Here is a 12256-nt window from a genome sequence, read left to right on the forward strand (position 1 = left end):
TTCGTTTTCGACAAAAAAGTGGCGTTGAAAATAAAACCCTTGAATTTGGATTGCCATTGTTATGTTATATTATAACAATAATCGCAGGCGAAGTATTCCTGCACTGTCCTTCGAAAAGAGGTTAACGATGTCCTTACTCCCCGTTACCGTGTTGTCCGGCTTTCTCGGCGCCGGTAAAACGACCGTTCTCAACCATATTCTGAATAACCGCCAGGGATTACGCGTGGCGGTGATCGTCAATGACATGAGCGAGGTGAACATTGACGCCGCGCTGGTGGCCAGTGAAATTACCCTCGACCGCCAGCAGGAAAAACTGGTGGAAATGAGCAACGGTTGCATCTGCTGCACTCTGCGGGAAGATTTGCTGATTTCCGTGCGTGAGCTGGCGCAGGCCGGACGTTTTGATTATCTGCTGATTGAATCAAGCGGGATTTCGGAACCGCTGCCGGTGGCAGAAACCTTCACCTTTGAGGATGAAAATGGCGAAAGCCTGTCGCAGTTTGCGCGCCTCGATACGCTGGTGACCGTAGTGGATGGCGTCAACTTTATGCAGCAATATCAGGAAGCGCGCAGCGTGCAGGAAGCCGGTGAAAGTCTGGGTGATGACGATACGCGCAGCGTGACGGATTTACTCATCGACCAGATTGAATTCTGTAATGTACTGCTGGTCAGCAAAACCGATCTGCTCGACAGCCAGCAGCAGCGCGAAGTGATTGCGCTGCTGCGGAGTCTGAACCCCGATGCGCATATCATCCCGATTTGTCCCGGCAGCCTGCCGGTTGATGCCGTGCTGAATACGCACCGTTTTGATTTTGCTAAGGCGCAACTTGCGCCGGGATGGCTGAAAGAGCTGCGTGGCGAGCACATACCGGAAACCGAAGAGTACGGCATCAGCAGCTTTGTCTACACCGCGCGCAGGCCGTTTGATCCGGATAAGTTTTACCGCGTGGTGCATGGCGACTGGGGCGGCGGCACTTTACTGCGGTCGAAAGGTTTCTTCTGGCTGGCGACGCGTCCGCGTTTTGCCGGGCAATGGAGTCAGGCGGGCGGAATTGCGCGTTATGGTATGGCGGGGATTTTCTGGCGGGCGCTGCCGGAAAGTGACTGGCCTCAGGACGAGGAGACCCGCGAACATATTATGGAAAAATGGGTGGAGCCGTTCGGCGATATGCGTCAGGAGCTGGTATTTATCGGTCAGCATCTGAATAAAGAAGAGATTATACGGCGCCTGGATGCGTGCCTGTTAAGCGAAGAACAGATGGCGGAAGGCATCGAAAGCTGGGTGGCGATGGCCGATCCATTCCCAGAATGGTAGTCCTTAATGACGTTAAGGGTGTTCAATAAGTAGCCATAACGTCATTGTGGTAATGAGAAATATTCTCAACAAAGTGCTTTACAGACGATACTGAGAACCATTATCATTCTTTTCACCGGACGAGAGGCGACCCGTTAGGGCGCTAATCGCGAGGTACGACATTGCTCACATTGCTTCCAGTATTACTTAGCCAGCTCGGGTGCTGGCTTTTTTTTTGCCTGTCATTCAGGGACTTCCTGCGCGTTCACCTGTATCCCATGCTTCTTTAACATCCCGCGCAACTGATGATACGTCACGTTCAGCAGCTCGGCTGCCTTGCGCTGATTAAACCGCGCCTGCCGTAAAGCCTGTTCAATCAGATTTTTTTCCTGCTCCGTCACCCACTGTTTGAGATCTAACGGTAACGCCGGCAGATTGTCGTGCTGACGGGTATCTGCGGGCTCCGTAGCAGAAGTGCGCTGTGCAAACGGATTCAGGATAATGTTATCGAGCGGAAAATCGCTGGTGCCATGGCGGTACATCGAGCGTTCGACGACGTTTTTCAGCTCGCGGATATTGCCCGGCCAGCGGTAGGCCATCAGCGTCTCACGCGCATATTCCGTAAACCCGGGGAATAAAGGCAGCGAAAGTTCCCGGCACATTTGAATGGCGAAATGTTCCGCCAGCAACATGATGTCCTGCTGACGTTCGCGCAGCGGCGGCAACTGCACCACATCAAATGCCAGCCGGTCGAGCAGGTCGGCGCGGAACTTACCTTCTGCCGCCAGTTGCGGTAAATCATCGTTAGTTGCGCACACCAGACGCACATCCACCTGCAACGGCTGGCTGCCGCCGACGCGCTCCAGATGGCCGTATTCAATCACGCGCAGCAGTTTTTCCTGCACCAGCATTGGCGCGGTCGCCAGTTCATCGAGAAATAACGTGCCGCCGTCCGCACGTTCAAACCGCCCGAGGTGGCGTTTCTGCGCGCCGGTAAATGCGCCCGCTTCGTGGCCGAACAGCTCGGAATCGAGCAGGTTTTCATTGAGCGCCGCACAGTTGAGCGAAATAAACGGCCCCTGCCAGCGGGGCGACAGATAATGCAGACGGTGCGCGATCAGTTCTTTACCACTGCCGCGTTCGCCGGTGACCAGCACCGGCTTGTTCAGCTTCGCCAGTTGTGAGACCTGTTCCAGCACTTCAATAAAGGCGTTGGCTTCGCCGAGCAAATTGTCTGTGTTATCCGTCATTTGGCATTCCTTGTGTGGTGAAACACACTAACTCTTAGTGAAAATAATCATCTCTAAAAACAAGCATAGCAGAGACGCAATTAAAAAATTCAATTTATTCAGAGAGATAATGTTTTTAAAAAGTTGGCACGGATCCTGATATAGGTTTATCGCCGCAGTTGAAAAGTTTTCTGCGGATTTGACCGGTAATCATTTGGCCGGAAACCAAACAGAAACAAAGAGGAATTTCGATTATGGGTATTTTTTCTCGCTTCGCTGACATCATTAACGCCAACATCAACACTTTGCTGGATAAAGCTGAAGATCCGCAAAAACTGGTTCGTCTGATGATTCAGGAAATGGAAGACACGCTGGTGGAACTGCGTTCGACCTCCGCCCGTGCGCTGGCAGAAAAGAAACAGCTGATCCGTCGTATCGATCAGGGTGAAGCCCAGCAAAATGAATGGCAGGACAAAGCCGAACTGGCGCTGCGCAAAGATAAAGACGATCTTGCCCGTGCGGCGCTGATTGAAAAGCAAAAACTGTCCGAGCTGGTGACTACGCTGAAAAACGAAGTGACTGTCGTAGAAGAAACGCTGGATCGTATGAAGTCAGAAATTGGCGAGCTGGAAAGCAAACTGACCGAAACCCGTGCGCGTCAGCAGGCGCTGACCTTACGTCATCAGGCTGCGGCCTCTTCACGTGACGTTCGTCGTCAGCTCGACAGCGGTAAAATTGATGAAGCGATGGCGCGTTTTGAGCAGTTCGAACGCCGCATCGACCATATGGAAGCGGAAGCTGAAAGCGTCAGCATTGGCAAAAAGAAATCGCTGGATCAGCAATTTGCTGAACTGAAAGCTGACGATGAAATTAGCGCACAGATTGCTGCCCTGAAAGCTAAAATGAACGGCAACCAGGACGCATAATGTTTGCCATTAAACCTGCCTGTTCGCAGGCAGGTTGTTGCAGGATAAACGCCGTAACCGGTAATAAAAAAGACTCATAAGGAGAGACAATGAGCTTCCTGTTTTTAGCTATTCCGCTGACCATTTTTGTTTTATTCGTGGCGCCCGTCTGGTTGTGGCTTCACTACAGCAATCGCCAGCAAAATGGCAGTCAGCTTAGTCAGCATGAGATGCAAAATCTCACCAGTCTGACCCATGAAGCGCAACGTATGCGCGAACGTATTCAGGCGCTGGAAGAAATTCTCGACGCCGAACATCCGGGCTGGAGGCAATCATAATGGCGACCCGTCTGTCTGAGAAAAAACTCTATCGCGTGCCGGAAGAGGGCGTGATTAAAGGCGTACTGGCCGGGCTGGCGCACTATCTGGGCGTGCCGGTAAAACTGCTGCGAATCATGGCCGTGCTGTCGATTTTCTTCGGTTTATTCATGTTCACCGTCGTGGCGTACATTATTCTCAGCTACGTGCTGGATCCGGTACCGGCCAGCGAATATGAAGATGAAAATGCACCCTCGCCGCGTAACTTGCTGGAAGAAGCTGACCGCGAACTGAAGGCCAGCGAACAGCGTTTACGTCAGGTAGAGCGCTACGTCACCTCGGAAACTTTTGGCGTACGCAGCCGGTTCCGTCAGCTTTAATTCTTTACCTGCAATTCTTATCAACCACTTTGCCTCTGGCTGCCGGACGTTGCTCCGGCTGCTATTTTCTTTCTCACCTCCCGCTTAAGGAATCTTTATGACCCGTTACCTGAATTCCTCGCTGCCGGGTAAGCGCAGCCTGTTTTCGAAAATACTGAACATCGCGTTGACGCTGGCGCTCACTTTCGGTCCTGCCGGACTGGCAGCACGCGTGCTGGGCGTGGTGGGAAAAGGGCCACTTCGGTATGTTTTAGCACTATTATTAGAACCGTTATTCAAACGTATTCTTACCGCGCTGTTTGGGCGCTACGCCAGGGAGAGCAATGAAAAGACTACAAGATGAGTTTAATTCACTGATCAATCGCGGCATGGACAGGCATCTGCGGCTGGCCGTCACCGGTTTAAGCCGCAGCGGAAAAACCGCTTTCATCACCGCCTTCGTTAACCAGCTTTTACATATGCACAGCGGCGCACGTTTACCGCTGTTTTCGGCTGCCCGTGAGGAACGTCTGCTCGGCGTGAAGCGCGTTCCCCAGCGTGATCTGGGCGTGTCGCGCTTTGCCTATGATGAAGGGCTTGCGTCGCTTTATGGCACGCCACCCGCGTGGCCAACGCCAACCCGTGGTGTCAGCGAAATTCGCCTGGCATTGCGTTACCGTTCCAACGATTCCCTGCTGCGTCACTTCAAAGATACCTCCACGTTGTATCTGGAGATTGTGGATTATCCCGGTGAATGGCTGCTGGATTTGCCGATGCTGGAACAAAACTATCTCGACTGGTCACGCCAGATGGCGGGGCTTTTGCAGGGTGATCGTGCAGAATGGGCGAAGCCGTGGCTGACGCTGTGCGAACAATGCGATCCGCTGGCACCGGCGGATGAAAATCTGCTGGGCATGATTTCACAGGCCTACACCGATTATCTGGTGCGCTGCAAAACCGAAGGTTTGCACTTTATCCAGCCGGGACGTTTTGTTCTGCCGGGAGATATGGCCGGTGCGCCCGCGCTGCAATTCTTCCCGTGGCCGGAGCTAAACCGCTATTCCGATGCGCAACTGGCGCAGGCGGATAAAACCAGCAATCTCGGTATGCTGCGTGCGCGTTTCGACTATTACTGCCAGCACATCGTGAAGGGTTTTTACAAAGATCACTTTGTGAAATTTGACCGCCAGATTGTGCTGGTGGATTGTCTGCAACCGCTCAACAGCGGTCCGCAGGCTTTCAACGATATGCGCCTCGCGCTGACGCAACTGATGCAAAGTTTCCATTACGGCAAACGCACGTTGTTCCGCCGTTTGTTTAATCCGTGCATCGACAAACTGATGTTTGCCGCCACTAAAGCCGACCACATCACCGGCGATCAGCACGCCAGTCTGGTGTCTCTGTTGCAGCAACTGGTGCAGGAAGCCTGGCAGAACGCCGCTTTCGAAGGCATCAGCATGGACTGCGCCGGTCTGGCGTCGGTTCAGGCGACGGAAACTGGCATGGTGGAATATCAGGGGCAAAGCTTGCCCGCGCTGAAAGGCCACCGGTTGCAGGATGGCGCGCCGCTGACGGTGTTCCCCGGCGAGGTGCCTGCGCGTCTGCCGGGACATGCGTTCTGGCAAAAACAGGGATTCCATTTTGACGAATTTCGTCCGCGTGAAATGAGCGTGGATACGCCGTTGTCGCACATCCGTCTGGACGCGGTGATGGAGTTTTTACTGGGAGATAAAATGCGATGAGCGAACCAATAAGACCGCGTATCGATTTTGAAACGGAATTAAAAGCCCCGGCCGATCCGGTAATCAAACCGGCACTGGCGTTTGACGAACAGATTTCAGAACGTTTTATTCCGGTCACTGCTGAAACCGACGAACAGCAGGAAGAAGGCGAAGCCGAAGCGGTGCTTAACCGTGCGCTGAAACCGCGCCGCAGTTTGTGGGGTAAAATTGTGCGGTTGGGCGTGGCGGTGCTGGGGATCAGCGTGGTCGCGCAGGGCGTGCAATGGGTTCACGAGGCGTGGATCCAGCAGGACTGGGTGGCACTCGGCGCATGCACGGCGGTCGGGCTGATTATCCTCGCCGGTGTCGGTTCGGTGGCTACCGAATGGCGGCGCTTGTACCGCCTGCGTCAGCGCGCCGATGAGCGTGATGAGGCACGTGAATTAATGCACAGTCATGGTTTAGGGCAGGGGCGCGCATTTTGCGAAAAACTGGCAGCGCAGGCCGGACTGGATAACAGCCATCCGGCGTTACAACGCTGGAAGGCGTCATTGCACGAAACGCAGAATGACCGTGAGGTGGTCGAGCTTTACGCGCGATTAGTTCAGCCGGTGCTCGACGCACAGGCACGGCGTGAAATCAGCCATTCGGCAGCCGAATCGGCGCTGATGATCGCCGTCAGCCCGCTGGCGCTGGTGGATATGGCCTTTATCGCCTGGCGCAATCTGCGTCTGGTCAACCGCATCGCCGTGCTGTACGGCATTGAACTGGGTTATTACAGCCGCATCCGTTTGTTCCGCCTGGTGCTGCTGAATATGGCATTTGCCGGCGCGTCCGAGCTGGTGCGTGAAGTCGGTATGGACTGGATGTCGCAGGATCTGGCGGCGCGTCTTTCAGCCCGTGCGGCACAAGGTATTGGTGCCGGATTGCTGACTGCCCGTCTGGGTATCAAAACCATGGAACTCTGCCGTCCATTACCCTGGCTGGATGGCGATAAGCCAAAACTGGGTGATTTTCGCCGTGAGCTTATCGGCAAGTTGAAAAACAGCATGGTGAAGAGCGATAAAACGAAAGCGGGTGTTTGATTCTCACTGATATTTTCCAATGATAAAAAAAGCCCCCGCGTGAGCAGGGGCTTGTATTACTCTGACTGAGTTGCTTATAAAACCACTTTCTTTAAAGCGAAAGCTATTTATAAACTAGGTTGTCAGATAGTTCTGTGCTTTAGCAAGACCATCGGAAATTTGTGTATACGCTTTGTTCACCGCATTACTGGTGTCACTTACCGCGTCCTGACCAAAGTTTGATAGGCGATCGGCAACTTTATTCACATCTTCCGACCAACCTGCACCATTAACCATTTCAATATCATGTTCTGTTAATTGTTTCATCTTAGGCCTTCCTTTTAATCTGTTAAAGCAAGTCCCCTAAAAAACCGGGGGCGATGAAAACATTGAGTAATGCTATGGAGATAATTTCTACGCAATGTCTTCACAGGGATTAAGCCTAGAGCACTGGCGGCGGAATTTGACTAGGAATAATCTCCTATGTGAAATATTATGCATAACTCATTGTTTTTAAATTAAATTAAGAGTTAATAAAATCTGATCTATTAATTTCACGTATAAAAAATAATCGCTTACTCAGGCGGGGGATTATTTATGCGTCAGATCTGCGTCAAAAGGTAAATTAATATGACGGAGTAACAGTCGCTATGCGGAAATACCTGCCTGCGATGTTTCAGAGTAATCGCGGTGGCAGGAGGTTTTATGGCTGCTATCTTTCAAAGATTCTGTTTTTACAGCCAGTTTTTCCGGAACAAAAAATATGCTCTTTCGTAAAGAGGTCAATGAACATCAGCAAAACCACTGGACGGGTAAGGCGTTATTACTCGCCGGCTGGCCCATATGGATTGTGACGTCACTGACCGCTGTTTTTATTATTTCTTTACTGATATTCCTAATCTTCACCAATTACACCCGGCGTATTAATGTCAGCGGTGAAATTATCACCCAGCCACACAGTATTAATTTGTTCAGCCCGGAACAGGGCGTGATCACCAAACTGTATGTCGATACCGGCAAACCGGTCAAAAAAGGCCAGCCGCTGTATGAAATTGACGTCAGCCGTGTGACGCAGGCGGGTAACGTCAGCACTACCACGCTTGCCGCCATCAAAAAACAACGAGAGCAAATTGATTCGATCGTTGCTCAGCTTGAGCACAATAAGCAGGAGACGCTGCAAAACCTGCAACAGCAGTTAGAGCAATATGAGAAAGCGCATCAGGTTTCGCAAAGCATGGTGGCTTCCGCTCAGGAAGGGCTGGATGCCATGAAGAAAAGTATGCAGAACTACGGCGCTTATCAGAAGAAAGGTCTCATCAATACCGACCAGCTGAACAATCAGCGTTACCTGTTTTATCAGCAGCAGACGTCGTTTCAGAGTCTGAACACTCAGGCGATTCAGGAAGCGCTGCAAATCACCAATCTGCGCAGCGAACTGGTGACCCGCGCCGCCGAGTTTGATAATCAGATTTCGCAGTACGGCTACCAGCGTAACGACCTCGAGCGTCAGCTGGCTCAGGCCGATGCCAAAGGTTCCTTGCTGATCACCGCACCGACCTCCGGAAAAATTTCCTCGCTGAGCGTCACGCCCGGACAGATGGTCAACGCCGGAGACAGCCTCGCGCAACTGGTGCCTGCCAGTAATTCCCCGTTCTTCCTAGTCGCCTGGCTGCCTAACGAAAGCGTGCCTTACGTGAAAGCCGGTGAGCACATTAATATTCGCTACGAAGCCTATCCGTTTGAAAAATATGGCCAGTTCCCCGGCAAGGTGGAATCGATTTCCTCTGCACCCGTTTCTGAACAGGAGCTGAATTCCTACGCCAGCGCGCCGCGAACGGCCAACGGCACGGTCAGCGGGCCGTATTACAAAGTGATTGTTTCACTGGATAAAAAAGCGATGGACTGGCACGGCGAGACGCTGAATTTATCCAGCGGTATGAAAGCTGAATCAACATTATTCCTGGAGAAAAGGCCGCTGTATCAGTGGATGTTGTCTCCGTATTACAGCATGAAGAAAAGCGTGGTGGGGCCAATTAATGAATCTCGATAACGTACGGGAGCTGGCTGACCGCCTGCACTTTAGCTGGCGCCACCGGGTGCCGCAGATTATTCAAACCGAAGCTGCCGAATGCGGGCTGGCCAGTCTGGCGATGGTCTTTGGCTATCACGGTAAACACGTCGATTTGCAGAGTCTGCGCCAGCATTACGGCATTTCCTCGCGCGGTGCGACGCTGCGCACGCTGATGGATATCGCCGCAGCGAATGAGATGAAATCCCGCGCCCTCAAGCTGGATATTGATGAGCTGAACGCGCTGAAAACGCCGTGCATTTTGCACTGGGATCTCAACCATTTCGTGGTACTGGTCGGCGTTAAGCAGGGCAAAGTGATTATTCACGATCCGGCTTTCGGGCGTCGCTCGCTGGGTATGCGCGAAGTCTCAGAGCATTTCACCGGCGTGGCGCTCGAGCTGTGGCCGGACAATGGTTTTACCTCTGAAAAGCCGCGTGTGCGGCTCAATCTGCGCAAAATGATGGGCAATGTCAGCGGGCTGATCCCGGCGCTCACCAAAATCTTCTGCCTGTCGCTGATGATCGAATCGGTCAACCTGCTGCTGCCGGTGGGGATGCAACTGGTGATGGACCACGTGATCCCGGCGAAAGACCCCGATTTACTGACCCTGATTTGCCTCGGTTTGCTGTTCTTCATTATTTTCCGTACCGGCGTCAGTATGCTGCGCGCCTGGACGTCGCTGGTGATGAGTACGCTGATTGACGTGCAGTGGAAAGCGCGTCTGTTTGATCATCTGATGAAACTGCCGCTCGATTACTTTGAGAAACGCAAACTCGGTGACATCCAGTCGCGGTTTACCTCGCTTGATACACTGCGTACCACGCTGACCACCAACGTCGTCAACAGTATTATCGACGGCATTATGTCGGTCGGATTGATCGTGATGATGGTGCTGTACGGCGGCTGGCTGATCTGGGTCATCCTTGGTTTTACAGCGATTTACGTGGTGTTCCGTCTGACCACATACAACGCCTATCGTCAGGTTTCGGAGGAACAAATCGTCAAAGGTGCCCGTGCCGGTTCGCACTTTATGGAAACGCTGTACGGCATCAGCACGCTGAAAGCACTCGGTTTATCGAAAGCACGCGCCAATTTTTGGCTGAATCTGAACATTGATAACGCCAATGCGACAGTGCGTAAAACCAAGTTTGAAATGATGTTTACCGGCGGTAACACACTGATTGCCACACTCGATCAGGTGGCGCTGCTGTGGCTCGGCGCGACGCAGGTCATCGACGGCCATATGACGCTCGGGATGTTCGTGGCGTTCAATACCTATCGCGGGCAGTTTTCCGAACGTGCGGCCAATCTGCTGAATATGGTGTTGCAACTGCGGATGCTTTCCCTGCACCGCGACCGTATCGCGGATATCGCGCTGACCGACACCGAAAAATCGCTGCCGGAGCGTGAATTGCTGCGGGCGGGCGAAGCGGCGTCGCTGGATGTCCGGGATCTGGTGTTTCAGTACGACAGCCTTTCCGCGCCGCTGATCAACGGCCTGAATCTCTCGGTCGCGGCAGGGGAAAGTGTGGCAATCACCGGACCTTCAGGGCAGGGCAAAACCACCCTGATGAAAATCATGACCGGTCTGCTGACGCCAACTGAAGGCCGCATTCTGATCAACGGCATGGACATCACCACCGCCGGGCTGAACAATTACCGCAGCTGCATCGCCTGTGTGTTACAGGATGATACGTTGTTCGCCGGTTCCATCGGCGAGAACATCGCCAGCTTTGATGAACAGAAAGACGAAGCGCGGATTATCGACTGCGCCCGCCGTTGTAACATTCACGACGACATCGAACGTATGCCGATGGGTTACGAAACGCTGATCAGCGAACTGGGCGGCAGTTTGTCCGGCGGGCAGAAACAGCGGTTGCTGATTGCGCGTGCGCTGTACCGTCGTCCGGCAATTCTGTTCCTCGATGAGGCCACAAGCCATCTGGATCTGGACAACGAAATGCGCATCAATCAGGCGATCAGCGAACTGGATATAACGCGGATATTCATCGCCCACCGTCCGTCTACGATTGCCTCAGCAGATCGCGAGATCAAGCTCGGTTAAATCCTTCCTTCAGGCGATCCCTGTTCCGGGATCGTCTTTCCAAAAATGCGGCCTCTGTTACATCTCCTCACGGAAAGTTCATCATTTGTTTAAAAGTTATTATAAAATGCTGCCTCCATCGTCTGACGGCGCTGCCATGCCTCCTGCCGTCTGAACTGTCTGCACTCCTGTTTCTTAAAAAATTTCAGTGCAACAGACTAATTTTTAGGAGTTTTCATGTCGAATCAGTTCCCGAGCTCACGCCTTCGCCGCCTGAGACAGTCCGAATCCCTGCGCACTCTTTTTCAGGAAACTGAATTTAGCGTCAACGATCTGGTACTGCCGATTTTCGTAGAAGAAGAGACCTCTGAATACGTACCGATCGAAGCTATGCCCGGCGTGCTGCGCATTCCCGAATCCCGCCTGGCGTTTGAAATCGAACGTTATGCCCGCGCCGGTATCCGCTCGGTCATGACTTTTGGTATTTCGCATCATATGGATGCCACTGGCAGCGACACCTGGAACGAAAACGGTCTGGTCGCGCGTATGGCACGTATCTGTAAAGACACCGTGCCTGAAATGATCGTCATGTCCGACACCTGTTTCTGTGAATACACCTCGCACGGCCATTGCGGCGTGCTGCATGACCACGGTGTGGACAACGACGCGACGCTGATTAACCTCGGCAAACAGGCCGTAGTTGCCGCTGCCGCAGGTGCAGATTTCATTGCGCCATCCGCTGCACAGGACGGTCAGGTACAGGCCATTCGCAGCGCGCTGGACGAAGCCGGTTTCATCGACACCTCGATCATGGCGTATTCCACCAAGTTTGCGTCTTCAATGTACGGGCCATTCCGTGAAGCGGGCGGCAGCGTACTGAAAGGCAACCGCAAGCAATATCAGATGAACCCGATGAACCGCCGCGAAGCCGTGCGCGAATCACTGATGGATGAGCACGAAGGCGCCGATGCACTGATGGTGAAACCGGCTGGCGCGTATCTGGATGTGATCCGCGATATCCGTGAAGCCTCCCGTTTGCCACTGGCGGCGTATCAGGTCAGCGGCGAATACGCGATGATCAAGTTCGCGGCACAAGCCGGTGCCATTGATGAGCGCGCCGTGGTGCGTGAAAGCCTGGGCGCGATCAAACGTGCGGGTGCAGATATTATCCTGACCTATTTCGCCATGGATATTGCTGAAAACGGGCTGTAATCCCCCTCATCCTTCAAAGCACCTTGCTGCGACTCAAATG

12 protein-coding genes are annotated in these 12256 nt (G+C 53.0%); 10 read left to right on the forward strand and 2 right to left on the reverse strand.

Translation table 11 applies throughout. The annotated features are described in order from the left end of the window. Positions 1–127 precede the first annotated feature (127 nt). Entirely contained in the window at positions 128–1315 is a 1188-nt protein-coding gene (gene zigA, locus CKQ54_RS12085; protein ID WP_120161815.1) for a zinc metallochaperone GTPase ZigA, read from the forward strand. 221 nt (positions 1316–1536) lie between these two features. Here the strand turns inward: zigA and pspF are convergent, their stop codons facing one another. Next, positions 1537–2544 (reverse strand): phage shock protein operon transcriptional activator, encoded by a 1008-nt coding sequence (gene pspF, locus CKQ54_RS12090; protein ID WP_120161816.1) that lies wholly within the window; start codon positions 2542–2544, stop codon positions 1537–1539. 233 nt (positions 2545–2777) lie between these two features. Between pspF and pspA the strand changes: the two genes are divergently transcribed. The 6 genes from pspA (at position 2778) to CKQ54_RS12120 (ending at position 6910) form a co-directional block, all read left to right on the forward strand. Further along, entirely contained in the window at positions 2778–3449 is a 672-nt protein-coding gene (gene pspA, locus CKQ54_RS12095) for a phage shock protein PspA (RefSeq protein ID WP_112287897.1), read from the forward strand. 89 nt (positions 3450–3538) lie between these two features. Continuing rightward, positions 3539–3766 (forward strand): envelope stress response membrane protein PspB, encoded by a 228-nt coding sequence (gene pspB / locus CKQ54_RS12100; RefSeq protein ID WP_013576050.1) that lies wholly within the window; start codon positions 3539–3541, stop codon positions 3764–3766. Beyond that, a complete protein-coding gene (gene pspC / locus CKQ54_RS12105; RefSeq protein ID WP_120161817.1) occupies positions 3766–4125 on the forward strand; it encodes an envelope stress response membrane protein PspC in 360 nt (119 codons plus the stop codon). The genes pspB and pspC overlap by 1 nt, the downstream gene beginning before the upstream one ends. A 97-nt stretch (positions 4126–4222) precedes the next feature. Further along, positions 4223–4468 (forward strand): phage shock protein PspD, encoded by a 246-nt coding sequence (locus tag CKQ54_RS12110; RefSeq protein ID WP_120161818.1) that lies wholly within the window; start codon positions 4223–4225, stop codon positions 4466–4468. Then, positions 4449–5846 carry a YcjX family GTP-binding protein gene (locus CKQ54_RS12115; protein WP_120161819.1) on the forward strand — a complete coding sequence of 466 codons (1398 nt, stop codon included), beginning with the start codon at positions 4449–4451 and terminating at the stop codon, positions 5844–5846. Before CKQ54_RS12110 ends, CKQ54_RS12115 begins: the two co-directional genes overlap by 20 nt. After that, positions 5843–6910: a YcjF family protein gene (locus tag CKQ54_RS12120; RefSeq protein ID WP_120161820.1), complete on the forward strand. Its 1068-nt coding sequence runs from the start codon at positions 5843–5845 to the stop codon at positions 6908–6910. The genes CKQ54_RS12115 and CKQ54_RS12120 overlap by 4 nt, the downstream gene beginning before the upstream one ends. A gap of 114 nt (positions 6911–7024) precedes the next feature. Here CKQ54_RS12120 and CKQ54_RS12125 read toward each other — a convergent pair whose 3' ends face one another. After that, positions 7025–7216: a chemotaxis protein gene (locus tag CKQ54_RS12125; protein WP_120161821.1), complete on the reverse strand. Its 192-nt coding sequence runs from the start codon at positions 7214–7216 to the stop codon at positions 7025–7027. Positions 7217–7652: 436 nt separating this feature from the next. Between CKQ54_RS12125 and CKQ54_RS12130 the strand changes: the two genes are divergently transcribed. From CKQ54_RS12130 to hemB, 3 genes are all read left to right on the forward strand, one after another. Continuing rightward, positions 7653–8939, forward strand: a complete 1287-nt coding sequence (locus CKQ54_RS12130) for an HlyD family secretion protein (protein WP_120161822.1) — start codon at positions 7653–7655, stop codon at positions 8937–8939. Continuing rightward, on the forward strand, positions 8926–11025 hold the full coding sequence (locus tag CKQ54_RS12135; RefSeq protein ID WP_120161823.1) for a peptidase domain-containing ABC transporter: 2100 nt from the start codon (positions 8926–8928) through the stop codon (positions 11023–11025). Before CKQ54_RS12130 ends, CKQ54_RS12135 begins: the two co-directional genes overlap by 14 nt. A 216-nt stretch (positions 11026–11241) precedes the next feature. After that, positions 11242–12216 (forward strand): porphobilinogen synthase, encoded by a 975-nt coding sequence (gene hemB, locus CKQ54_RS12140; protein ID WP_112290678.1) that lies wholly within the window; start codon positions 11242–11244, stop codon positions 12214–12216. The last annotated feature ends 40 nt before the right edge of the window (positions 12217–12256 follow it).

The sequence above is a fragment of the Rahnella variigena genome, from assembly GCF_003610915.1.
In the GTDB taxonomy this organism is placed as follows: domain Bacteria; phylum Pseudomonadota; class Gammaproteobacteria; order Enterobacterales; family Enterobacteriaceae; genus Rahnella; species Rahnella variigena.

Bases quoted from the DNA above. Each gene is read 5' to 3' on its own strand.
- CKQ54_RS12110 (WP_120161818.1), top strand. From the start codon at position 4,223: ATGACCCGTTACCTGAATTCCTCGCTGCCGGGTAAGCGCAGCCTGTTT.
- pspF (WP_120161816.1), bottom strand. From the start codon at position 2,544: ATGACGGATAACACAGACAATTTGCTCGGCGAAGCCAACGCCTTTATT.
- CKQ54_RS12120 (WP_120161820.1), top strand. From the start codon at position 5,843: ATGAGCGAACCAATAAGACCGCGTATCGATTTTGAAACGGAATTAAAA.
- pspA (WP_112287897.1), top strand. From the start codon at position 2,778: ATGGGTATTTTTTCTCGCTTCGCTGACATCATTAACGCCAACATCAAC.
- hemB (WP_112290678.1), top strand. From the start codon at position 11,242: ATGTCGAATCAGTTCCCGAGCTCACGCCTTCGCCGCCTGAGACAGTCC.
- zigA (WP_120161815.1), top strand. From the start codon at position 128: ATGTCCTTACTCCCCGTTACCGTGTTGTCCGGCTTTCTCGGCGCCGGT.
- CKQ54_RS12135 (WP_120161823.1), top strand. From the start codon at position 8,926: ATGAATCTCGATAACGTACGGGAGCTGGCTGACCGCCTGCACTTTAGC.
- CKQ54_RS12130 (WP_120161822.1), top strand. From the start codon at position 7,653: ATGCTCTTTCGTAAAGAGGTCAATGAACATCAGCAAAACCACTGGACG.
- pspC (WP_120161817.1), top strand. From the start codon at position 3,766: ATGGCGACCCGTCTGTCTGAGAAAAAACTCTATCGCGTGCCGGAAGAG.
- CKQ54_RS12125 (WP_120161821.1), bottom strand. From the start codon at position 7,216: ATGAAACAATTAACAGAACATGATATTGAAATGGTTAATGGTGCAGGT.
- CKQ54_RS12115 (WP_120161819.1), top strand. From the start codon at position 4,449: ATGAAAAGACTACAAGATGAGTTTAATTCACTGATCAATCGCGGCATG.
- pspB (WP_013576050.1), top strand. From the start codon at position 3,539: ATGAGCTTCCTGTTTTTAGCTATTCCGCTGACCATTTTTGTTTTATTC.